Raw genomic sequence first — 20,586 nt, 5'->3', positions numbered from 1 at the left:
GGGACTGGGCTCCTGCCTTCGCAGGAGCACAAATCCCTATCCGCTATCAGGTGCGCATGTTGACGATGGTGGTCGAGAGCGTGTTGGCCGCTTCGATCGCCTTCGAGTTCGCCTGGAAGTTGCGCTGGGCCGAGATCAGGGCGACCAGTTCTTCCGTGATGTCCACGTTGGCGCGTTCGAGGGCGCCCGAGCGAACCGAGCCATAAAGGCCGCTGTTGCCGGTGCCGAAGCGCGGCGCGCCGCTGGCCGAGGTGGAGGTCCAGTGCGCGTCGCCCTGCTGGCGCAGGCCGTCCTGGCTGTTGAAAGCCGCCATGGCGGTGGTGCCGAGATAGACGGTCGAACCATCGGCATAGACGCCGGAGATTTGCCCGTCCTTGCCTACGCCGACGCTGTTCAGCTGATTACCGGTGCCGCCAGCGGGCCAGTTGGTGGGAACCTGAAGATCGGCAAGGTCAGCGGAGGTCAGCGTGCCGGCGGCAAGGCCAGCGGCGATCGCGGCGCTGGGCTGGCCAGTGGCAGGGTCAACGGGGATCACCTGCACGCGGGCGCCGGTCGTGTCGACGACGAAGCGGTCCTCCGTCAGCGACAGGGCGCCGTTACGCGTGAAGCTGACTTGGCTGTCGCCGGTGCGCTTGACGGTGAAGAAGCCTTCGCCAGTGATGGCGAGGTCCAGCGTCTTGTCGGTGCCTTCGATCGTCCCTTGAGTGAACTGCTGGGTGATGCCCTGCACGCGCGCGCCCTGACCAGCGACCTGCGTGGTCGTCTGCATCGGGGCGGCGGCGAAGATGTCACCGAACACGGCCTTGCTCTTCTTGAAGGCGGTGGAATTCACGTTCGACACATTGTTGGCGATGGTGGCCAGATCGGTCTGTGCGGCCTTCAGGCCGGAAAGTGAGATGTAGAAGGACATGGCGTTACTCCTTGGGTGAAAAGGATTTGGGTGATGAGGTTAGGAGAGTGAAATGGCGTCTGACGGGCTGTAGCTGCCCAATGCGGTGATGAGTTTGGATGCGCTGCCGTCGGCGGGTGACTGGACGGCGGCGATGGTGGCCCAGCTGGCGACACGGGAAGGCGTTGCGCCGTTGACGCGGATCTTGAGCGCGTCGGTGGCGACCCTGTTTCCGGCTTCGTCCTTGCCGTCCCAGTAGAAGTTGACGTCGCCTGCGGATCGGTTGCCAAGGTCGATGGTCTTCACGACATTGCCGTTGCCGTCCATCAGATCGACGCTTGCGCCGCTGGTGGCGTCGGCGAACGTGACCTGGCCGATATACTGGCCAGCGGCATCAGGGGCGACAATGTTGCTTTGCACCAGCATCGACTTGCCGATCCAGCTGGCGGCATCGCCCAGGCGCGAGCCGGTCAACTGCGAGGCCAGACCCTTCAGCGTCTGGTTCATTTCCGCGATGCCGCTGGAGTTGGTGATGGTCGCCATTTGGGCCACCATCTGTGCGTTATCCATCGGCGCGAACGGGTCCTGCGTCTGCATCTGCGCGGTGAGCAGGCGCAGGAAATCCGCCTGGCCCATTTCCGCCTTGCCGGTGCCGACATTCTTGTACGGATTATAGGCGGTAAGGCCTGCGCTGTCGGTGACGGTTGAGGTCGTGCTCATTTGCCGATCCTTATGGTTTCGAGCATGAGGGATTTGGCGGTGTTCAGCACCTGCACATTGTTCTGGTACATGCGGGCGGTCTCGATCATGTCGACCAGCTCCGCGCTGCTATCCACGGCCGATTCCCAGACGTCGCCATTCTTGTCGGCGAGCGGGTGATTGGGGTCGTGGCGTTTGGTCGGCTTGGCGTCGGTGGTAAGGACGCTGGCGACCTTGACCGTGGACACGCCGGGTTTGTCGGTGACCGATTCGAAAACGGGCTTGATGGCGCGATAGGCGGACGCCTCGCTGCCGGTGACATTGCCCGCATTGGCCATGTTGGAAGCGGTGGCGTTCAATCGCACCAACTGCGCGCTCATGGCGCGGCCGGCGATGTCGAAGACGTTCATGGGGCCAGAACCGCTCATGCTCATTCTCCCTTCAAGGCGCGAGTGATGGTGTTGATGCGGCCCTCAAGGAAGGAGAGGGTCGTGCGATATTTGACGGCGTTTTCGGCAAACAGCGTCTGTTCGGTGCTGAGTTCGACGGTGTTGCCGTCGAGGCTGGGTTGCAGCGGCACGCGATAGCCCATGCTGTCGTCAACGGCCTCGGACACGTCGGCGATCGAGCTGCCCTGCTGGCGCGTCGTTGCTTCCTTGAGCGCGGCGTCGAAGTCGATGTCGCGCGCCTTGTACCCGGGGGTCGAGGCGTTCGCGATGTTGGATGCAAGCAGGGACAGGCGTTGCGAGCGAAGCGCCAGCGCCTTTCCATGTACTCCGAACAATCCGTCTTCGAGCGACATTTCCGTCTTTCCGTCTTTTTGCCCCGGGGGGCCTAAAAGTTGTGGACCGTGCGCCGTTCTGAAGCCTGATGGCGTGAACCACGGGTGATCCGAACGGGTATTCGCAAGAGCCGTGCCAATTTGCGTGGGTGACGCATCGGCATGTGCTGAAACGGCGGAAATCCTTGGGTTTGGATGAAGGCGGCGGCAGGGGCGGCAAGATTTTGCCGGTCCTGGGCAAGGCTTTGCCGCTGGTGATCCGGGTGATTGGGGGATTTGTTGATGATCGGGATTTTCGCGCAACTCTTCGATCCCCTGACGCTGGCAATCATGATCGCGGGCGTGGGCGCGGTGGCGCTGTTCCAGAATGGCGGCCCGGCGATCGGGCGGGGGTGCGCGGCATTGGTGCCGCTGCTGCGCGCCGATCCGGACAAGGATCAGGCGACGGCCCGCGCGGCATTGCTGAAGATCGATCAGGTCGCGCAACTGCGCGGCCTTGCCTGCACCGACCGGGTGAAGACGGCCAATCCCTTCCTCGCTGAAGCCGCGCGGCGGCTTGCCAACAGCGAAAAGACCGAGCAGTTCGAGATCTGGGCAGCACAGGCACTGGCCGACCGGGCGCGCAGGCATGCTGGTGCGCGTAACGTCTGGCTGTCGATCGCGGACACCGCTCCTGCGCTTGGCATGGCGGGCACGATATTGGGCCTGATCGGCATGTTCGCGGCGATGGATGATCCGGCAAAGTTGGGTCCGTCCATGGCGCTGGCGCTGCTTACGACGCTGTATGGCGTGGTGATCGCCAATGTCATTGCCGCTCCCATAGCGAGCCGTCTTGCCGACTTGTCGGAGCGTGAACTGGCATGGCAGAAGGAAGCGGTCACCCGCATGGTCGCCATCGCCCGGCGCGAAAATGTGACGACGCTGCGGGCGTCCATCCGCGAGGTTGCATAATGACCGCTGCCGCATCTCAGGCCCGGCGTAATCGGTGGGCGGTCAGTTTCGCCGACCTGCTCTTGCTGCTGCTCGGCTTCTTCATCTTGCTTCAGGCGAGCGGGCAGAAGCGCGACGCCATGCTGGCGCAGGTACGGCAGCAATTTGGCGGGCGGGCCGTGGCCAAGGACATGGAGCTGCGCGCGGCGGAGCTTTTCCTGCCGGATGAGGCCTTGTTGTCCGATCGGGGCAGGGCGGTGGTCGCCAGGGTCGGCGCTGGTTTGCGGCGAGGAACGGGCAGGATCGACATCAGCAGTTTGGGCACTGACCCAGCGCGGCGGCGGTTCGACCCATGGGATCTGGCTGCGGCACGACTGGGCGCGGTGGCGCGGGAGTTGAAGGCGCAGGGGCTGGCCGACGATCGGCTGCGCATTCGGGGCCTTGATCAGATGGATGGCGGCACGGGCAAGGGGCAGGTGATCCGCATCGGTGAAGCCGCCGGGCGGCGTTAACGACTTGTTAGCCATGTCGGATGCTTAATGCGTGGCATGAATCTGCCTGCATCCGGAGATATGCTGTGAACAAGCTGCCCTTCATTGCCGCCATGGCGCTGGCCGCAGCGGCTGCTCAGCCCGCGCTGGCGCAGCAGAAATTCGAGAATCTCGATCGCCTGGACGGGCTGGTCGCGATGACCGTGGGCGCCAATATCGGCGAACCGGGCGGACCTGTAGCGCCGGTCGATCGGCGGCTGCGGTTGGCGGCTTGCCCGGTGACGCCCAGCGTCGAAGGGCCGACTTTCGGCGCGGCGATCGTGAAGTGCGACTCCCTTGGCTGGCGCATACGCGTGCCGCTGAGCGGCGGTGGCGCTGGTGCTGCTACTGTGGCGCCGGTCGCCCGCTATGGCGCGGCGGCTGCTCGCCCGGCGCAGCGCGACATGGTGGTAAAGCGCGGCGACCCCGTCCAGCTGATCGCTGGCAATGCGAGTTTCAGCGTGTCGCGCGTGATGATTGCGGATGAAGATGGCGCCGTGGGTGACACCATCCGCGTGCGGGAGGACAAGAAAGCAGCGCCCGTATTGGCGCAGGTCGTGGAAATGGGCACGGTGCGCATTCCGGGATTTAATGATTTTTGAACCCGGCCGTTATAGATAGGGCGGGACGAGTGAAGGATTGTAAGCCATGATCAAATCTGTCGGCCAGAATATGAGCGCCGCCATAGAGGCTTCCCGCTTGCGGGACAGCGGCAAGGCGCGCAGCGCTTCCGACAAGGGGTCGTCAAACGTGTCATCCTTTTCAGCATCGGCCAGCCCGGCTGCGCGCATGGCTGCGGAAGGTGCGCCGGTCGATATGGACCGCGTCGCCGCGATCAAGGCGGCCATTGCGTCGGGCAATTATCCGGTCGATGCGGCTGCGATCGCTGACAAGATGCTCGCGCTCGACCTGCCGGTTAACGGGTAAGATTGCCGATGCCGCTCGGGCTTGCAGCGCTGGATGACCTCTTCTCCGCTTTTGATGAGCTGCGCGCGGCGCTTGATGGCACCGACGTGGCGGCAATCGATGCCGCCGCATCTCATGTAAGCAAGAGCGCCGCCGCAGTGCGCGCGATCGGCGCATGGCGCGCGGACGAGGCGATTCGTGAAAAGGTTACAGCGCTGCTGCCGATGATTGAAGCGGCGCGGGTGCGAATCAATGTGTTGACCGATCATGCGGGGCAGCGGTTGTCGTTGCTGGCGGCGCATGGATCGACGCAGGCGCCTTTGGTTTACGGGCGGTAGATTCCAGCCTTCGCAGGAGTAAGATTAGCAAGAAACAGGGCGCCCATGTGGCGCCTTTTTCTTTGCATGCTGAACACGCCATCAATATTTATGGAGCGCGCGTTAACCAAATCTTGGCATAACCCTTGCTCTAATGGTCCCCGGTACCAACGGGGATTTTTCATTTGTCGGCTTTTGCAGACATATCAGCGACAGGCGCTTCGACCGGCAACCGCGTGACGAACGCGATCGCCATGGCGAGCCGCAGGACGGGCGTGGACTTCGCCTATCTGTTGGGCCAGGCCAAGATTGAAAGCAGCCTTAATCCCACGGCGCGGGCGAGCACTTCGTCGGCGCGGGGTCTGTATCAATTTGTCGATCAGAGCTGGCTCGCCGTCGTCGACAAGCATGGCAGCGAATATGGGCTGGGCTGGGCAGCCGACATGATCAGCCGGGGCCAGAATGGCCGCTATTATGTCGCTGATCCGAACATGCGGCAGCAGATACTGGACCTGCGCAACCATCCTGAAACCGCGTCCGTCATGGCCGCGCAGCATGCCGCCGACAACAAAGCCTATCTGGAACAGCGGCTTGGCCGGGAAGCCGAGCCGGTCGATCTTTACCTTGCCCATTTCCTGGGCGTCGGTGGCGCGAGCAAGTTCCTGTCCGTTCACGATCGCGCGCCCAATGCGACTGCCGCGTCGATGTTCCCGGCGGCTGCACGCGCGAACCGCTCCATCTTCTACGATCGCTCCGGCAGTCCGCGCAGCTTTGCGGAAATACGCGATCGGTTCGCGTCGAAGCTTCAGCGCGGCGTCGATTCGATCGACACCGGCCCCATCCAATATGCCGCCGCCTCGCTGCCCGATGGGGCAAAGACGGTGCAGCCCGCCGATTATGTGCGGATCGAAACCCAGCGCCTCGCCAATGCGACCGATGTCAGCATCAAGCCGCAGCCGGAAACCGCGCGTCTCGCCTATCTCATGCTCGCCACCCTCGGAAGGTAACGGCCACTCATGACTCCTGCCCAAGTCAAAGCGAAGATCTGGATGAGCGCCGCCAAGGGAGCCGTGCTGCCCATCGCGACGCTGATGGTCGTGCTGTTCATGATGGTGCCGGTGCCCGCGTTCATGCTGGACGTTGGCTTCATCACCAATATCATGATCAGTCTTGCGGTGCTGATGGTGGCGCTGAACGCCGCCAAGCCGCTCGACTTTTCCAGCTTTCCGACGGTGCTGCTGTTCGCGACATTGTTGCGCCTCGCGCTGAACGTCGCCTCGACCCGTGTGGTGCTGGTGCAGGGGCATGAAGGATCGGACGCCGCGGGGCATGTCATCGAGGCTTTCGGCCACTTCTTGATCGGCGGCGACTATGTCGTCGGCATCTTCGTCTTCGCGATCCTGATGATCATCAATCTGGTCGTCATCACCAAGGGCGCAGGCCGCGTGTCGGAAGTCAGCGCGCGTTTCACCCTGGACGCCCTGCCGGGCAAGCAGATGGCGATCGACGCCGACCTCAACGCGGGTCTGCTGACGCCTGAAGAAGCCAAGGTCCGCCGTCGCGAAGTCGCGACCGAAGCGGATTTCTACGGTTCGATGGACGGTGCGTCCAAGTTCGTGAAGGGTGACGCGGTTGCGGGCATCCTGATCCTGGCGATCAACATCGTCGGCGGCATCATCCTGGGCGTGGTCAGCCATGGCCTGTCGATGGGCGAGGCCGCGCAGACCTATATCGTCCTTGCCATCGGCGACGCTCTGGTGGCGCAGGTTCCGGCGCTTTTGCTCTCCATCGCCGCCGCCGCCATTGTGACGCGCGTCGGCAGCGAGCAGGAGCTATCCGACCAGATCACCGGCCAGTTCGGATCGAGCAAGGCTTGGGCGCCGGTCGCCGCGATCCTGACTTTCCTCGGCATCCTGCCCGGCATGCCGCACATGATCATCCTGCCCGCCGCAGCGATCGCGGGCTATATCGCCTGGCACTTGCGCAAGACCGCGAAGGCGAAGGCGGCAGAGCCCGCGCCCATGCCGGAACCGGCCAACCCGGCGCTGATCGAATGGAATGATGTGTCCGACGGCGCGATCCTCGGCCTCGAAATCGGCTATGGCCTCATTTCGCTGGTCGATGAGCGCAAGGGCGCGCCGCTGATGGCCCGCATCACCGGCATCCGTCGCCAGTTGTCGAAGGAGCTGGGGTTCGTCGTGCCGATGGTCCGCGTGAAGGACAATCTGGCGCTGGAGCCTAATCAATATCGCATCACCATCGCTGGCGTCGTTGTTGGCGAGGACGAAATCTTCCCCGAGGATCTGCTGGCGCTCGACAGTGGCGCGCTGGAAGGCGTGGTGTCCGGCCGCGAAGCCAAGGATCCGACCTTCGGTCTGGACGCGGTGTGGATTTCTGCCGCCAAGCGCAGCGAAGCGGTGGTCTGCGGCTATACGGTTGTCGATCCGCCGACGGTCGTCGCGACGCACCTCAACCAGCTGATCGCCATGAATGCAGCTGAGATGTTCGGCCTGGACGAAGCGCGCAAGCTGCTCGACAATCTGAAGGACGCCGCGCCGCAGCTGGTCGATGGCCTGACCCCCGGCACGCTAAGCCTTACGCAGATTTCGGCGCTCTGCCGTGCGCTGCTGTCCGAAGGGATCGCGCTCAAGGACTTCCGCCGCATCTGCGAGGCGATGGTCGATGCCGCACGGCCCGACATGAGCCATGAGCAACTGGTCGAAGCCGTCCGTCAGCGTATTGGCGCGCTCATCATACAGGGCCTTGTGCCCGTGAAGATGCCGCTGCCGGTCATCACGCTGGACGGCGATCTGGAAGCACTGCTTGCCCAAGCGATGCGCGTTGCGGGCGATGCCAAGCATCCGATCGAACCCGCGCTCGCCAACCGCATTATCGAGGCGGTGGTGCAAGCGGCACGGCCCATCATGGGGCAGGCGCGCAACTTCGCCATCGTCACCTCGCCGGTCGCCCGCCGTGCGCTGGCCCGCCTGTTCAAGCCGCATCTGCCCGAAACGCCGGTGCTGTCCTTCCTGGAAATTCCGGATGGGAAGGGCGTGGAAGTCGTCGCCGTCGTCGGCGGCGATCAGCGGCCCGCGCCGCGCCACGATCCGCTGCCTGCACGCGAACGCGTGGCCTAAAGGAGCCTGACCCATGTTCATGAAAAAGGTCGTCGCCGGTTCCGATGCCAATACCTACGGCCGGTCGAACAATAGCCCCGAACAACTCGCCCGCCGCTATATGCCGCTGGTGCGCAAGATCGCCTGGCATGTGCATGGCCGGGTGTCGAGCGCGGTCGAGGTCGAGGATTTGTTGCAAATCGGCATGGTCGCACTGGTCGAGGCGGCCAATGGTTTTGAGGATCGCGGCTTTGGCTTCGCCTCCTATGCGCAGATGCGCGTGCGGGGCGCGATGATTGATCATCTGCGGCGAGGCGCGACGATCGCCCGGTCAGCCATGGCGAACCGCAAGCAGCTGGCCGCAGTGCGCAACCGGCTGGAGCAGCAATTGCGCCGCGCCCCCCTCGAAGCCGAAATGGCGAGCGAAATGGGCATGGAGGCGGCCGCCTATCGCGAACTCGCCGACAGCTGCGAGATGGTGCAGCACACCAGCATGGATGAGGTCTATTCCGATCAGTCCATGTGGTTTGCCGATGTGGAAGACCGCGCGGATGACGTGATGGAGCGGGAGTCGCTCAAGGCAGCGCTCGCCGGGTGCATCGGCGAACTGCCGCAGCGTGAGGCGCTGGTGTTGCAGCTCTATTTTGTCGAGGAATTGAACCTGGAGGAAATCGGCCAGGCGCTCGACATTGGCGCGGCGCGGGTGTGTCAGATTAAGAAGGCTGCATTGGATAAGCTGCGCGAGAAATTACGCGAGTGGGACTGACCGATGCGTCATCCCAGCGAAAGCTGGAATCTCGTGAGGCTATGTCGCTTGCTCTCGCCCGAGATGCCAGCGTCCGCTGGCATGACGGTGTTCCCTAACGATCGTTCGCGACTGCCTGCTGAAGCGGAGCCGCCCCTCGGACCTGCTCGGGATAGTGGGGCGGACGATAGCTTTGTGGTCGCCACCATGGCTCGGCCACCTGGAACAGCCCGCTGCGTTCGGCCTTTTGCCCCAGATCCTTGCGGGCGGTGACGGCAGCAAGGACGGGGGCAAGCACGAGGCCCGCGACGACCGGCATGATCCATCCAACCGATGTGCCGCCCCTGATCGCCAGCACGGTCAGCAGGCCGCCAAGCATGATATGATATTTGAACAGCCAGATGGCGCTGGTGATCGACATGCCGTCGCGGTCCCGGATTTGCCCGCTCCAGCTGCTTTTCCGGCCCATCAATATGCCGAACAGGTTGATCGTCTGGGTCAACATACTGACGGGCGCCATCAGGATGGAAAGCGCGATGTCGGCGATGACGCCCCGGCTCATGCGGGCCGCTCCGCCAAAGCCGATGCGGCGGGCGGGATCGGCCATTGCCCATCCCATCGCCAGCAGCTTTGGACCAAACAGCAGCACCGCCGTCAGCGCCAGAAGGCCGCCCGATGGCAGGATGGCGCTGGGCGGCCACACGCCAGCCAGCGCGCCGCCCAGCACCACCAGCATCAGCGCGAGCCAGAGCGGTGACGTGCAATAGGCCGAAGCGCCGACCAGCAGCTGGAAGCGGCTGACCAGATGCAGTCCCCTGATCTTGGGGATGAGCGGCACATGCTGGATATTGCCCTGGCACCAGCGCCGATCGCGGGTCGCGAGGTCGGGCAGGGAAGGGGGAAACTCCTCGAAACTGTCGTCGGCCATGACCATGTGAACGTCCCAGCCGCGCCTCCGCAGCAGCGCGGCCTCGATCATGTCATGGCTCATGATATGGCCGCCAAATGGCGCGCGTCCCGGCAGTTCGGGAAGGCCGCAGCTTTGCGCGAAGGCCTTGGTGCGCAGGATGGCATTATGCCCCCAGAACATGCCTTCCGATCCCGCCCACCAGATCATGCCCGCAGCGGAAATGGGGCCGAACAGACGGCTGGCGAACTGTTGCCAGCGCGCGAAGAAGGTGGTCGCGCCTACAAGCGTGGGCACGGTCTGGATAAGGCCGACATGCGGGTGCCGTTCCATGTCGAGCGCCAGACGCGCCATGGTCTGGCCGCTCATCACGCTGTCCGCGTCCAGCACGATCATATAGTCGTAGCCGCCGCCGAAACGCTGAACCCATTCGGCGATATTGCCCGGCTTGCGACCGATATTCAGCGCGCGTCGGCGATAATGGACGGGGCGCGAGAAGCCCTTGCGCATTTCCATATAGGCCTGGCGCTCAATCTCTCCATTGGCGGGGTTGGAATCGCTCAGGATGAAGAATTCGAAGCGTTCATGACCCATGACCTGCGCCAGCGAGCGTTCCATGAACGAAAGGCGGCCCATGACGCCCAGGAAATCCTCATTACAGACGGGTAGAAGCACGGCCGTGCGGCCCCGGATCGGACTAGCGAACAGCGCGCGATGGGGTTGGGCGCCCGGACCCTTGCCCAAGGTCAGCGTGAGGAAGCCAATCAGGCTGGTCGCAAAGCCGAAGGCGATCCACGCGAACAGCGGAATGAAGAGGGCAAGATAGACGCCTTCCCATAGCGAAATGCCGTCCAGACCAATCGACCGCCGCATCTCATGAGCCGCAATGGAGGCGGGAAGCAAAGCCAGCAGCACGACCAGCATGCGCCGCGCCCATTGGTCGATATTCAGCGGCCGATGGGGGAAGTCACGCGGACGCTTCCGGAAATCCTGTTCCGGCATGGCGAGGGGCATTTCGGCGGGCACATGCTCGAACCCGCGCGCAAGGGCTTGCGCCGCTTCGCCGCTCGTCTGCCCGCCACTGATTGCCATCCTGTGTTTCCGTTCTGTCATCGTAACGGACGCAATGCGCCCAGTCTCCGCCGGTTTCTTCACGCGCCTAGCGGATAATGCACATATTCGCTGAGCGCGGTATTGCCGGAGCGAAGCTGGACCCGGATATCGGCCGCTTTGCCGCCATCCCGCCGCAGATCGAGGGCGACACGGAAGAGGCCGGGCTGATGCAGGACGGGATAACCTCCTTTCCTGACCAACACGGCGCCTGCCGTATCGACCCAGATGTCCGGCCGCGCATCTTGTTGGACGCCGGAAAAGTCGAGGATCAGGCGGTCCACGCCCGCTTCATTAGCCTGTCCGGTCCAGATATTGGCGAGCACCGCGCCGCTCTTTGCCGGTCCACTCGTGGATGACCAGTCCAGCCGGTAGCTGGCGTCGATCCTGCTGCCCGCGCGCACTGCCGCCGCCGGGGTCCAATAGGCGCAGACATTATCGACATATTCGCTGGTAGTGGGAAATTCGTAGAGCCGCACTTGCCCGGCACCCAATGGTTTGCGCGAAGACGCCCATAGCGAGGGACGGCGCTCGTAGAAAACGCCGTCATCCTGATAATGGTCGAAATTCCGGTCCCGCTGCATCAGGCCGAAGCCTTGAGGATTGCGTTCGGCAAAGGCGTCGACGCGCGGGGCGGACGGATTGATAAGCGGACGCGCATGGGTCGTCCCATCAGCGCTGCCGATCGCGAGCAGGTCGGAATCATGGATTTCCGGGCGCCAGTCGGTGCGGGACGCGCGGCTTGCCTGATCATACCAGAACATGCTGGTCATCGGCATCAGTCCCAGTTCGGCAATCGCGCGGCGGGGGAAAAGCGCGGTGTCCACATCCTGCCGCACGCCCTGTGGGGTCAGCTCGCTTACGAAGCGATAGGCGCCGGTAATGGAGGCGCCATCAAGCAGGGCATAGATGGTGATGCTGCTGCGGCCGGTGCGTTCCAGCCAGAAATGGGTGAAGCGGGGGAACTCCTCCTTGCCCTGGATGCTGGTGTTGATGGCGATCGCACGGGCGGACAGGCCGAACTGCTTGGTCGCGCCGGGGGAGCGGAAATAGCTTGCCCCGAGGAAGGACAGCCAGTCGCCATTGCGCGCCGCATTCATGACGCGGAACCCGGCATAGCCTGCGTCCGGCCCAAGCTGTTGCACCGCATTGTCGGCAGGCGCGTCGAACATCGTTGGATCATAACGCAGGGGGACGGCGCGGCCATTTTCGATCAGCTCGATTTCCACCGGCTGTTCGGCCGAGGCGCTGAGCGGGAAAAGCTGCACCCCGGTGTCGCCGGGCAAATTGCCCCAGATGGTCCGGTCTTCCCGGAAGCGCGCCTTGTAGAGGGCATCATAGTCGACCTTCCGGGCGCCGGGATGATGCGGCGTTTCCCTATAAGGCTGCCGCGCGAGGCGCTGGGCGCGGGCGATCACCATTTCCCATGAAAAGCGCTCGCGACCCTGGGCAAGGGCCGATCCGGGCAGGAGAAGCGTGGCGCCTGAGGCGGCGATCATCGCGCGCCGGTCAATCTTCATCATGGCCGTAATGATGGGCGCATGGCCGCACATTGCAAGCCTAAGCCACCCAAAATGCGGTGAAGCCTCCGCCCGGGGGGACGGAGGCTTCGATATGCTGGCCGTTCGATCGAAGGTTGGTTGCCCGACGCGGTGGGGACTGTTGATGCGCCGGGTTCCCGTGACTGGCTGTCAGGTGACCAATACCCCGCCTGTCAATTTGAGGTACTGAACCGGATTACTGGATCAGCTTCAGGACGTTCTGCTGGCTCTGGTTCGCCTGGGCGAGCATCGCGGTCGAAGCCTGGTTCAGGATCTGCGCCTTGGCGAGGGCGGTCGTTTCAGCCGAGAAATCGGCGTCTTCGATGCGGCTCTTGGCGTCGGAGAGGTTGGTGATGTTGTTGGTCAGGCCATTGACCGTCGATTCCAGCTGGTTCTGCGCAGCGCCGAGCGAAGCGCGGGTCGTGGCTACGTCCTTCAGCATGGTGTCAACATCGGTCAGGGCCGTGGCAGCGCCGGTCGTCGTGCTGACGTCCGAAGAAGCAAGGTTGGTCAGGGCGGCGAAGGCGATGTTCACCACGTCGCCGGAATTTGCACCAGCCTGGATATCGACGTCGCCAGCCTTGGCGGTGTAGGTTGCGCCAGCCGCGCTGTTGAAGATGCGGACGCCGTTGAATTCTGTCGTGGCGAGGACGCTGGTGATCTGCGTCTTCAGCGCGGTCGCTTCAGCGTTCAGGTTGGTGCGGTCGGTCGCCGAGTAGGTTTCCGACTTCGACTGGACGGCCAGTTCGCGGATACGCTGCAGCATGTTGGCGACTTCGCCCAGCGCGCCTTCAGCGGTCTGCGCAAGGCTGATGCCGTCGTTGGCGTTGCGGATGCCCTGGGTCATGCCCTTGATCTGCGAGGTCATCTGCGAGGCGATTGCCAGACCGGCTGCGTCGTCCTTGGCGCTGTTGATGCGCTTGCCGCTCGACAGGCGCTCCATCGCCGTGCTCAGTGCCTTGCCGGCGAGAGCCGAAGCATTGGCGGCGCGCAGAGCAGAAGAGTTGGTTCCGATAACAGTCATGATATTCCCTTTCTATGTCCTATCAGGTCGCTGCCATCAGGCTGCTTGCGGCCTCGAAAGGGGATAACGGCACGCGGAAAAAAGCTTTTAGGGCTGAGCGCGATTTTTTTGAGAAAAGTTGAAAAAGCCCGGAAATCAAGGCTTTCACGCGGGCGCGTCCTATAGAAGCCGACTTCGGGCGGCCGGAAAGCGGAAGAAAATTGCCGCCAACCGGCAAGGTTATTGCCGCATTAACCAGATGATAACCATGCGAAGGGCATTTGTCAGAGCATCGAAGGGGGTTGGAACGTGCGGGGGCACAATCCAACCAAAATGATTGGGGACTTTCATGGCATCGTTAGACGTCAGCCGAGGAGTCTGCGCCCTCGTTCCGGGCTTGCAGCACTGGCTGGAAAATGCCTTCTACATGGTACGGATCGTCGATGCGCAGAGCCCGCGTGAACGGGATGACCGCCGTGTGCTGCTGGCGACGGAGATCGGCCATGCCACCCATCGCGACATCCTGATCAACCTGGTCGACGGCCAGCCTTCGCTGGTGCCTGCCGCCAACGGCCTGCCCGCACGCGTGGCGTTCGGCCTTGAAGACATGGCCTTCTCCTTCGCCCTGATCGCCGAGCTGGCACGCCCGGCAAGCATCCCGGCGGTGGGCGACGCTGCCAGCACCCGCCTGATGACGCTAGCGGGCCGCGTGGCGCGCAGCGATGCCACCGTCCTGATCCAGGGCGACACCGGCACCGGCAAGGAAGGCATGGCGCGCTTCCTTCATGCGCAGTCGGGCCGCATTTCCCACGACTTCATTGCCGTCAATTGTGCCGCGCTTCCTGAAACCATGATGGAAGCAATGCTCTTCGGTCACAAAAAGGGCAGCTTCACTGGTGCGGCCAACGCTTCGGATGGTCTGTTCCTCGCCGCTGATGGCGGCACGCTGTTCCTCGACGAGATCGCCGAACTGCCGCTGCCGCTTCAGGCGAAGCTGCTCCGCGCTCTTCAGGAAGGCGAAATCTTGCCCGTCGGCGCAACCCATCCAGTGCCGGTCAATGTCCGCATCATCGCCGCCTGCAACCGTGACCTCGCCGCCGAAGTCGCCGCTGGGCGCTTCCGTGAAGACCTTTACTGGCGCCTCAACGTCATGCCGCTGGAGCTGCGCCCGCTGGCCGAGCGCGCTGGCGATGTGACCGCGATCGCCGCAGCCATGCTGCTGCGCCATCAGGATTTCGTATGGCCGACCGCCGCCGCGCTGGAAAAGCTCGCCGCCTATGTCTGGCCCGGCAATGCTCGCGAACTTGGCAACGTTCTTCAGCGCGCCATCGTGCTGCGTGAGGGCGACCGGATCGAGGCCGAAGACCTGCACATCGCCGGAGCGCCGCAACTGCGCGTCGTCGGCGCGCCTGCCCCGGCCGAGCCGGTCCGCCTACGCGACGTCGCCCACCAGTCGAAACTGGAGGCGGTCCGCGCCGCGCTGCGTGAGACGGACGGCCACCGTGCCGCCGCCGCGCGCAAGCTCGGTATCTCTGAACGTACCCTGCGCTACCGGCTTGCCGAAATGCGCGAACTTGCAGCGGCTTGAGGGAGGTAGGGCATGACCGGCATTTCCCCGACTGACAGCGTGATGGCCATCCGCAGCGCCATCCTCCAGAAGAACGCCGCTCTGCGCGACGTTGCCCAGACCGGCACGGTCGGCGGCGGCGTGGATGTGGGCGGCGCGCAGGGCACCAAGCCCGGCGGCTTTACCGAGGCGCTGAACTCCGCGCTCCAGCAGGTCAACGGGCTTCAGAGCCAGGCGGGGGAGGCGGCTTCTGCCTTCGAACGGGGCGAAACGACTGACATCGCCGCCGTCATGCTGGCCAAGCAGCAGGCGTCGGTCAGCTTCGAAGCGACCCTCCAGGTCCGCAACAAACTCCTGTCCGCCTACAAGGACATTATGAGCATGCCGGTGTAATATGAGCGAGAACGCACTCACACTCGATGGCGGCGCTGGCGCTGCTCTCCCCTCCACCAGCTCCGCTTTCGGCGGCGCAAAGGGGGCCGATGCGCTCAAGGCGCGCTTCACCGGCTTCATTAAGCAGCCTGCAGTAGCGAAAAGCCTGCCGCTGCTCGGCCTGCTGGGCGTCGTCGCCACGGCAGGAGCCGCTTGGCTGGCGCTGCGCGAACCGCCGCAGCGCGACCTGTTCCGCAGCCTGCCCGATGCCGACAAATCAGCGGTTGCGCAGGTTCTGGACCAGAGCGGCTTGGCCTATGACTTCGACAAGTCGGGCGCGATGACCGTGGCCGAAGACGATTATTTCAAGGCGAAGATGATGCTGGCCGCACAGGGCCTGCCCAAAAGTGCGCCCGACGGCAACAGCATGATCGACAGCCTGCCGATGGGCGCCAGCCGCGCGGTCGAGGGCGAGAAGCTCCGTTCCGCCCGCGAGATGGACCTTGCCCGCACGATCGAGGCGATCGACAGTGTCGAAAGCGCCAAGGTCCATCTCGCCGTCGAACCGCCCAGCGTGTTCCTGCGGGATCGCGCCAAGCCTTCGGCATCGATCATGCTCCGCCTCGCTTCGGGCCGCACGCTGACCGATGCGCAGGTGAGCGCGATCGTCCACCTCGTCGCCTCGTCGGTGCCCGAACTCAGCCCCGATCAGATTTCGCTGGTGGACCAGAACGGCCGCCTGCTCAGCAACAATGACGGTAACGCCGCCGATGACCGCCAGCTGGCTGTTCAGGGCAAGATCGAGGACCGCTACCGCCAGTCGGTGATCGCGCTGCTGACCCCCATCTTGGGCGAGGGCAAGTTTTCCACTGAAGTCCGCGCCGAACTGAACTTTGCCGAACGTCAGGCGACCCGCGAAACCTATCCGCAGGACGAAGCGCGCCTGCGCACCGAAACCGGCAGCTGGGCATCCGACCCGCGCGGTCAGGGTGCAGGCGGTGAAGCCAGCGGCGTTCCGGGCGCTTTGAGCAATCAGGCGCCGGTCAACCCGACCGTCACGCAGACCAACCCCAACGGCCAGGCCGTCAGCCAGGGGACGCAGGCCAACCAGCCCGCTACCCCCGCCAGCGCGCCGCTGAAGACCGAAGAAACCTTCAACCGCAGCTTTGAGCTTGGCCGGGAAGTGTCCGTAACTCGTGACGCGGTTGGCACCGTCAAGCGCCTGTCGGTCGCCGTCGCGCTCGACAACGGCGCAGATGGCAAGCCCCGCTCGGCGCAGGAAATCGCTGCGCTGGAAGCACTGGTGAAGGGCGCGGTGGGTTTCGATCAGGCTCGCGGCGACGTGGTCGCCTTGTCCTCACGCAGCTTCGTGAAGGCCGAGGAAGTGAAAGCGCCCTGGTATGAGGCCGATTGGGTCTCGCCGCTGGTGCGCAACCTGTCCGCTCTCGCCGTCGCGCTGCTCGTCATCTTCGGGATCGGTCGTCCGCTGCTGAAGCGCCGCGCCGCTGCTCAGGAAGCCGCCGCTGCCAACATGGCCGCGCAGGGCCAAAAGATCGGCCGCGAAATCTCGACCGAGATTGGTCGGCAGGTCAGCGTGGCACCGGCCGGAGGTCAGGCGGTGACGCTCGACATGATCTCCTCCACTTATGACTATGCGCAGCGCGCCGACCTCATTCGCAACTTCGTGAAGCAGGACCCTGATCGTGCCGCCCTTGTCGTCCGCGACCTCCTGAAGGAAGGGAAGAAGGACAATGGCTGAAGCCATGGAAGCCCCAAATGGTCTTGGCGCGATCAAAGGCAGCGCTGCCGCCGCCGTCCTGCTGATGCTGTTCGATGAGGATGAAGCCGCGCAGATCCTCTCGCGCCTGGAACCCGACGAAGTCCGCCAGCTTGGCTATGCCATGTATGACGTCGCCGATGTCGCGGTCGAGGAAGTCAACGAAGCACTCGACCATTTCGTGACCAAGGCGAAGAAGCGCACCACCATCGGTTATGGCGCGACCCGACACATCCGGGGTGCCATGACCAAGGCACTGGGCGAAGAACGCGCCGAGACCATCCTGGCGCGCATCACCCCGCCGACCCGCTCCACCCAGCTGGAAATGCTGAAGTGGATGGACGCCAAGGAAGTGGCTTCGCTGATCGAGGCGGAGCATCCGCAGATCATGGCGATTGTGCTCGCTCATCTGGAAGCGCCGGTCGCCGCTGACGTCCTGCAACTGCTTCCGGCAGAATATCAGGAAGAGATCGTCTATCGCATCGCCACGCTCGGCCCCGTGTCGAACGAAGCGCTGGATGACCTGGAGCAACTGCTGCTGCGCGGTTCGACGTCGAAGAAGCAGGGCGCGGCATCGCAACGCGGCGGGACGATCGAAGCCGCCGCGATCATGAACAACGTCCGCAAGGACAATGAACAGCGGATCATGAAGGCCGTCGCCAAGCGCGACAAGATGATCGCCCAGACCATCGAGGAAGAGATGTTCGTGTTCGATAACCTGATCGACATGGATGACAAGAATATGGGCACGCTGATGCGCACCATCGACAGCAGCGTGCTGGTCGTGGCGCTGAAGGGCGCGAACGAGATGCTGAAGGGGAAGATCTTCGGCGCCATGTCCGCCCGTGCGGCTCAGGCGATCGCCGACGAGATCGAGGAACGGGGCCCCATCCGCCTTGCCGAGGTGATGGAGGCGCAAAAGCTGATTATCGCCACCGCGCGCCGCATGGCCGACGCTGGCACCATCATGCTGGGTGGCAAGGGGAACGACTTTGTTTAAGGTCTGGGACGCGGGCAGCTGCCAGGACGCCTCCAGCATTCCGCTGGGCGGTATGGGGCAGGTGAAAAGCGGAAGCTTTCGCAGCCTTTATGGCGATGGGGCGGCTGCGCCCGGCATGACGATGCACAACGCCATGCCCGCGATGACCGACGAAGACCTGCTGGAGCAGGCACGGATGGAAGCCTTCACCCTCGGCTTCGATGAAGGATGCCGGGTGGTCGGGGACGCCTCCGCCGCCGATGCCGAAGCGCGGGCTCGCCTTGCTGAAGCGCTGGAACTGCTGACGCCCGCGCCCAGTGGCATGCTGTCCACCATGTTGTCCGCTGCGGTCATTCGCCTGGTCGAGCAGATCGTGGGCGAGGTGGAGATCGACATCGAACGGCTGGTCCAGCGTTGTGACACTGTTGCTGCCTTCATCCAGGATAATCAGGACAAGAGCGCACTGCACCTGCATCCCGAAGATGCGGCGATGCTGGAAGGCGAAGCGATCGGGCTGAAGCTGATCGGCGACCCCGCCATGCATCGTGGCTGCGTACGTCTCGAAACTGCCGATGGCTGGGTCGAGGACGGACCGGATGTGCGCCTGTCGCGCCTGCGCGCGCTGATGGACGATATGGAAGGCCGTTCATGAAGGGAATTTGGGCATGATCAAGGCCGCGCTTGCCCAGGCCGAAAGCCTGTTCGACCATCTTCAGGTTCAGAACCGTGCACCCCGCCATGTTGGCCGACTGGTCAGCCACGACGCAGGCATGCTGGACGTCACAGGCTTCCGCAAGCCGATCGGCGCGGGCGCGCGGGTGATCGCATCGGACGGCACAGTCTGCCGGGCCGAAGTCATCGGCTTTCGTGGTGATAAGACCTTGCTCGTGCCGCTCGACAATGATGTGCCGCTGGAAAATGGTGCGCGCGTCGAACCGGATAGTCAGGCGAATATGGTGCAGGTGGGCGAGGGGCTGATCGGCCGCGTCATCGACGCCATGGGCCAGCCGCTCGACCGTAAGGGGCCGATCATCGCGGGCGGCTCCTGGCCGCTCAACGGCGTCAAGGGCAATGTGCTCGACCGGGGCCGTGTCACCGAACCCTTCGACTTGGGCGTCCGCGCGGTCAACGCGTTGCTCACCGCCGGGCGCGGCCAGCGTATCGCCATCATTGCGGGCTCTGGCGTCGGCAAGTCGGTCCTCATGGGCCAGATGATCGCCGGGGCCGAAGCCGACATCGTCGTCGTGGGCCTGATTGGCGAACGTGGCCGCGAAGTCAGCGACTTCCTCGAAACCAAGCTCAAAAATTCGATGCACAAGAGCATCGTGGTAGCAGTGCCCGCCGATCATCCCCCGGTGCTGCGCCTGCGCGCCGCCGCGCGCGCCACCGCCATCGCCGAATATTTCCGCGCGCGGGGCAAGAAGGTGCTGCTGCTGATCGACAGCCTGACCCGCTGCGCCCACGCCCAGCGCGAGATTGGCCTCGCGCTGGGCGAGCCGCCCGCGATGAAGGGCTATCCGCCCTCGGCCCTCGCGCTGATCCCGCGCTTGGTGGAACGTGCTGGCGTCGATGCCCGCACCGGTGGCTCCATCACCGCGCTTTACACCGTGCTGGCAGACGGCGACGATACCGATGATCCAATCGTGGACGCCGCTCGTGCTATCGTGGACGGCCACTTCGTCCTCTCACGCCATCTGTCGGAACAGGCGATCTTCCCCGCCATCGACATCGGCAAGTCGCTCTCGCGCGTCATGGCGGATGTTGTGCCGGACGAACATCGCATGGCCGCAGCCTCCTACCGCCGCCTCTGGGCCGCCTATGAGGAAAATCGCGACCTGATCCTGATGGGCGCCTACCGTCCCGGCAATGATCCGGTGATCGATGAAGCCGTGCAGCGCCGCCAGGAAATCCTCGACTTCATCCGGCAGGATCAAAAAAGCCGGATCGACCTCGACACGAGCGCTGGTGCCCTGATCGCTGAGTTTGGCGCGTGAAGGGTCCGCTCAAAACCCGCCAGCGCGTGCTGCGCGTCCGCCATGTGCAACACGCCATGGCCGTTGCCGAAACCGCCCGCGCCCAGGACGAGGCGGACGGCATCGAGCGGAATGCTGACAGGCTGCGCAAGGTACGGAGCGATCTTTTTTCCGACCCCGGCATGGCAATTGGCGCGAATTTTGCAGCGATGCAGGAACTTGCTGGTCGGCTGGAGCAGGCTGGCCGTCAGCTGGATGGTGCGCTCTACGATGCGCGCCGCAAGGTTGAGGCGAAAGAAGGCCTCACCCTTGTGGCCAATCGGGATCGCGAAATCGCCGAAAAGCTCAAGGATCGCGCCCGCGCGGACCTGGAGGAATGGCGAGAGAACAAGCTGGCGGCCTTGCCGCGCTACCGCCGGATGCAGCGGACAGGAGATGTCTGAC

At 64.0% G+C, this 20,586-nt stretch carries 22 protein-coding genes; 15 read left to right on the top strand and 7 right to left on the bottom strand.

The genetic code is table 11. The features are described from left to right. Positions 1–46: 46 nt before the first annotated feature. Genes ACZ5YV_RS08740 through flgB form a run of 4 tightly spaced genes read right to left on the bottom strand, consistent with a single transcriptional unit; the run spans position 47 to position 2,390 of the window. Positions 47–910: a flagellar hook-basal body complex protein gene (locus ACZ5YV_RS08740; RefSeq protein WP_464787282.1), complete on the bottom strand. Its 864-nt coding sequence runs from the start codon at positions 908–910 to the stop codon at positions 47–49. A gap of 39 nt (positions 911–949) precedes the next feature. Beyond that, the gene (locus ACZ5YV_RS08735) at positions 950–1,609 is read right to left on the bottom strand and encodes a flagellar hook assembly protein FlgD (RefSeq protein ID WP_464787281.1); all 660 of its coding nucleotides are present in this window, start codon (positions 1,607–1,609) and stop codon (positions 950–952) included. Continuing rightward, positions 1,606–2,016: a flagellar basal body rod protein FlgC gene (gene flgC / locus ACZ5YV_RS08730; protein WP_449473860.1), complete on the bottom strand. Its 411-nt coding sequence runs from the start codon at positions 2,014–2,016 to the stop codon at positions 1,606–1,608. The genes ACZ5YV_RS08735 and flgC overlap by 4 nt, the downstream gene beginning before the upstream one ends. 2 nt (positions 2,017–2,018) lie before the next feature. Further along, positions 2,019–2,390 carry a flagellar basal body rod protein FlgB gene (gene flgB, locus ACZ5YV_RS08725; protein WP_464787280.1) on the bottom strand — a complete coding sequence of 124 codons (372 nt, stop codon included), beginning with the start codon at positions 2,388–2,390 and terminating at the stop codon, positions 2,019–2,021. A 261-nt stretch (positions 2,391–2,651) separates the two neighbouring features. On the opposite strand from flgB, the gene ACZ5YV_RS08720 reads away from it, so the two are divergent. The 8 genes from ACZ5YV_RS08720 to ACZ5YV_RS08685 all read left to right on the top strand — a co-directional run bounded on the left by ACZ5YV_RS08720 (position 2,652) and on the right by ACZ5YV_RS08685 (position 8,934). Further along, positions 2,652–3,320 (top strand): MotA/TolQ/ExbB proton channel family protein, encoded by a 669-nt coding sequence (locus ACZ5YV_RS08720; protein WP_464787279.1) that lies wholly within the window; start codon positions 2,652–2,654, stop codon positions 3,318–3,320. Continuing rightward, the gene (locus tag ACZ5YV_RS08715; RefSeq protein WP_464787278.1) at positions 3,320–3,811 is read left to right on the top strand and encodes a flagellar motor protein MotB; all 492 of its coding nucleotides are present in this window, start codon (positions 3,320–3,322) and stop codon (positions 3,809–3,811) included. The genes ACZ5YV_RS08720 and ACZ5YV_RS08715 overlap by 1 nt, the downstream gene beginning before the upstream one ends. 92 nt (positions 3,812–3,903) lie before the next feature. Next, positions 3,904–4,431 carry a flagella basal body P-ring formation protein FlgA gene (locus ACZ5YV_RS08710; RefSeq protein WP_464789181.1) on the top strand — a complete coding sequence of 176 codons (528 nt, stop codon included), beginning with the start codon at positions 3,904–3,906 and terminating at the stop codon, positions 4,429–4,431. Positions 4,432–4,477: 46 nt separating this feature from the next. Next, positions 4,478–4,756 (top strand): flagellar biosynthesis anti-sigma factor FlgM, encoded by a 279-nt coding sequence (gene flgM, locus ACZ5YV_RS08705; RefSeq protein ID WP_464787277.1) that lies wholly within the window; start codon positions 4,478–4,480, stop codon positions 4,754–4,756. Between the two features lie 8 nt (positions 4,757–4,764). Next, positions 4,765–5,073, top strand: coding sequence for a hypothetical protein (locus ACZ5YV_RS08700; RefSeq protein WP_464787276.1), 309 nt, complete (start codon positions 4,765–4,767; stop codon positions 5,071–5,073). A gap of 164 nt (positions 5,074–5,237) precedes the next feature. Continuing rightward, positions 5,238–6,059, top strand: coding sequence for a lytic transglycosylase domain-containing protein (locus ACZ5YV_RS08695; protein ID WP_464787275.1), 822 nt, complete (start codon positions 5,238–5,240; stop codon positions 6,057–6,059). 9 nt (positions 6,060–6,068) lie between these two features. Further along, complete coding sequence (gene flhA / locus ACZ5YV_RS08690) at positions 6,069–8,189, top strand: flagellar biosynthesis protein FlhA (RefSeq protein WP_464787274.1); 2,121 nt, start codon at positions 6,069–6,071, stop codon at positions 8,187–8,189. A 13-nt stretch (positions 8,190–8,202) separates the two neighbouring features. Continuing rightward, positions 8,203–8,934, top strand: a complete 732-nt coding sequence (locus ACZ5YV_RS08685; protein WP_449473846.1) for a sigma-70 family RNA polymerase sigma factor — start codon at positions 8,203–8,205, stop codon at positions 8,932–8,934. Between the two features lie 94 nt (positions 8,935–9,028). Here ACZ5YV_RS08685 and mdoH read toward each other — a convergent pair whose 3' ends face one another. The 3 genes from mdoH to ACZ5YV_RS08670 all read right to left on the bottom strand — a co-directional run bounded on the left by mdoH (position 9,029) and on the right by ACZ5YV_RS08670 (position 13,495). After that, a complete protein-coding gene (mdoH, locus tag ACZ5YV_RS08680; RefSeq protein WP_464787273.1) occupies positions 9,029–10,912 on the bottom strand; it encodes a glucans biosynthesis glucosyltransferase MdoH in 1,884 nt (627 codons plus the stop codon). A 59-nt stretch (positions 10,913–10,971) separates the two neighbouring features. Beyond that, positions 10,972–12,453 (bottom strand): OpgD/OpgG family glucan biosynthesis protein, encoded by a 1,482-nt coding sequence (locus tag ACZ5YV_RS08675; RefSeq protein WP_464787272.1) that lies wholly within the window; start codon positions 12,451–12,453, stop codon positions 10,972–10,974. A gap of 214 nt (positions 12,454–12,667) precedes the next feature. Further along, positions 12,668–13,495: a flagellin N-terminal helical domain-containing protein gene (locus ACZ5YV_RS08670; RefSeq protein WP_464787271.1), complete on the bottom strand. Its 828-nt coding sequence runs from the start codon at positions 13,493–13,495 to the stop codon at positions 12,668–12,670. Positions 13,496–13,823: 328 nt separating this feature from the next. Between ACZ5YV_RS08670 and ACZ5YV_RS08665 the strand changes: the two genes are divergently transcribed. Genes ACZ5YV_RS08665 through ACZ5YV_RS08635 form a run of 7 tightly spaced genes read left to right on the top strand, consistent with a single transcriptional unit; the run spans position 13,824 to position 20,585 of the window. Next, positions 13,824–15,062: a sigma-54 interaction domain-containing protein gene (locus tag ACZ5YV_RS08665; protein ID WP_464787270.1), complete on the top strand. Its 1,239-nt coding sequence runs from the start codon at positions 13,824–13,826 to the stop codon at positions 15,060–15,062. Between the two features lie 12 nt (positions 15,063–15,074). Continuing rightward, complete coding sequence (gene fliE, locus ACZ5YV_RS08660; RefSeq protein WP_464787269.1) at positions 15,075–15,434, top strand: flagellar hook-basal body complex protein FliE; 360 nt, start codon at positions 15,075–15,077, stop codon at positions 15,432–15,434. 1 nt (position 15,435) lies between these two features. Then, positions 15,436–17,172 carry a flagellar basal-body MS-ring/collar protein FliF gene (gene fliF, locus ACZ5YV_RS08655; RefSeq protein ID WP_464787268.1) on the top strand — a complete coding sequence of 579 codons (1,737 nt, stop codon included), beginning with the start codon at positions 15,436–15,438 and terminating at the stop codon, positions 17,170–17,172. Beyond that, on the top strand, positions 17,165–18,190 hold the full coding sequence (fliG, locus tag ACZ5YV_RS08650; RefSeq protein ID WP_464787267.1) for a flagellar motor switch protein FliG: 1,026 nt from the start codon (positions 17,165–17,167) through the stop codon (positions 18,188–18,190). Before fliF ends, fliG begins: the two co-directional genes overlap by 8 nt. After that, on the top strand, positions 18,183–18,821 hold the full coding sequence (locus ACZ5YV_RS08645) for a FliH/SctL family protein (protein ID WP_464787266.1): 639 nt from the start codon (positions 18,183–18,185) through the stop codon (positions 18,819–18,821). Before fliG ends, ACZ5YV_RS08645 begins: the two co-directional genes overlap by 8 nt. Before the next feature lie 13 nt (positions 18,822–18,834). Beyond that, entirely contained in the window at positions 18,835–20,163 is a 1,329-nt protein-coding gene (locus tag ACZ5YV_RS08640) for a FliI/YscN family ATPase (RefSeq protein WP_464787265.1), read from the top strand. Positions 20,164–20,219: 56 nt separating this feature from the next. Then, positions 20,220–20,585 carry a hypothetical protein gene (locus ACZ5YV_RS08635; protein ID WP_464789180.1) on the top strand — a complete coding sequence of 122 codons (366 nt, stop codon included), beginning with the start codon at positions 20,220–20,222 and terminating at the stop codon, positions 20,583–20,585. Position 20,586: the final 1 nt, after the last annotated feature.

Source organism: Sphingobium sp. TomTYG46, from assembly GCF_055396345.1.
Note: the sequence above shows the minus strand (reverse complement) of the source record. Positions and strands in the feature narration are given on the sequence as shown.

Bases quoted from the DNA above. Each gene is read 5' to 3' on its own strand.
- flgC (WP_449473860.1), bottom strand. From the start codon at position 2,016: ATGAGCGGTTCTGGCCCCATGAACGTCTTCGACATCGCCGGCCGCGCC.
- fliG (WP_464787267.1), top strand. From the start codon at position 17,165: ATGGCTGAAGCCATGGAAGCCCCAAATGGTCTTGGCGCGATCAAAGGC.
- ACZ5YV_RS08740 (WP_464787282.1), bottom strand. From the start codon at position 910: ATGTCCTTCTACATCTCACTTTCCGGCCTGAAGGCCGCACAGACCGAT.
- mdoH (WP_464787273.1), bottom strand. From the start codon at position 10,912: ATGGCAATCAGTGGCGGGCAGACGAGCGGCGAAGCGGCGCAAGCCCTT.
- ACZ5YV_RS08670 (WP_464787271.1), bottom strand. From the start codon at position 13,495: ATGACTGTTATCGGAACCAACTCTTCTGCTCTGCGCGCCGCCAATGCT.
- ACZ5YV_RS08675 (WP_464787272.1), bottom strand. From the start codon at position 12,453: ATGATGAAGATTGACCGGCGCGCGATGATCGCCGCCTCAGGCGCCACG.
- ACZ5YV_RS08735 (WP_464787281.1), bottom strand. From the start codon at position 1,609: ATGAGCACGACCTCAACCGTCACCGACAGCGCAGGCCTTACCGCCTAT.
- ACZ5YV_RS08700 (WP_464787276.1), top strand. From the start codon at position 4,765: ATGCCGCTCGGGCTTGCAGCGCTGGATGACCTCTTCTCCGCTTTTGAT.
- ACZ5YV_RS08665 (WP_464787270.1), top strand. From the start codon at position 13,824: ATGGCATCGTTAGACGTCAGCCGAGGAGTCTGCGCCCTCGTTCCGGGC.
- ACZ5YV_RS08720 (WP_464787279.1), top strand. From the start codon at position 2,652: ATGATCGGGATTTTCGCGCAACTCTTCGATCCCCTGACGCTGGCAATC.
- ACZ5YV_RS08685 (WP_449473846.1), top strand. From the start codon at position 8,203: ATGTTCATGAAAAAGGTCGTCGCCGGTTCCGATGCCAATACCTACGGC.
- ACZ5YV_RS08635 (WP_464789180.1), top strand. From the start codon at position 20,220: ATGGCCGTTGCCGAAACCGCCCGCGCCCAGGACGAGGCGGACGGCATC.
- fliE (WP_464787269.1), top strand. From the start codon at position 15,075: ATGACCGGCATTTCCCCGACTGACAGCGTGATGGCCATCCGCAGCGCC.
- ACZ5YV_RS08710 (WP_464789181.1), top strand. From the start codon at position 3,904: ATGGCGCTGGCCGCAGCGGCTGCTCAGCCCGCGCTGGCGCAGCAGAAA.
- flgM (WP_464787277.1), top strand. From the start codon at position 4,478: ATGATCAAATCTGTCGGCCAGAATATGAGCGCCGCCATAGAGGCTTCC.
- fliF (WP_464787268.1), top strand. From the start codon at position 15,436: ATGAGCGAGAACGCACTCACACTCGATGGCGGCGCTGGCGCTGCTCTC.
- flgB (WP_464787280.1), bottom strand. From the start codon at position 2,390: ATGTCGCTCGAAGACGGATTGTTCGGAGTACATGGAAAGGCGCTGGCG.
- ACZ5YV_RS08715 (WP_464787278.1), top strand. From the start codon at position 3,320: ATGACCGCTGCCGCATCTCAGGCCCGGCGTAATCGGTGGGCGGTCAGT.
- ACZ5YV_RS08640 (WP_464787265.1), top strand. From the start codon at position 18,835: ATGATCAAGGCCGCGCTTGCCCAGGCCGAAAGCCTGTTCGACCATCTT.
- flhA (WP_464787274.1), top strand. From the start codon at position 6,069: ATGACTCCTGCCCAAGTCAAAGCGAAGATCTGGATGAGCGCCGCCAAG.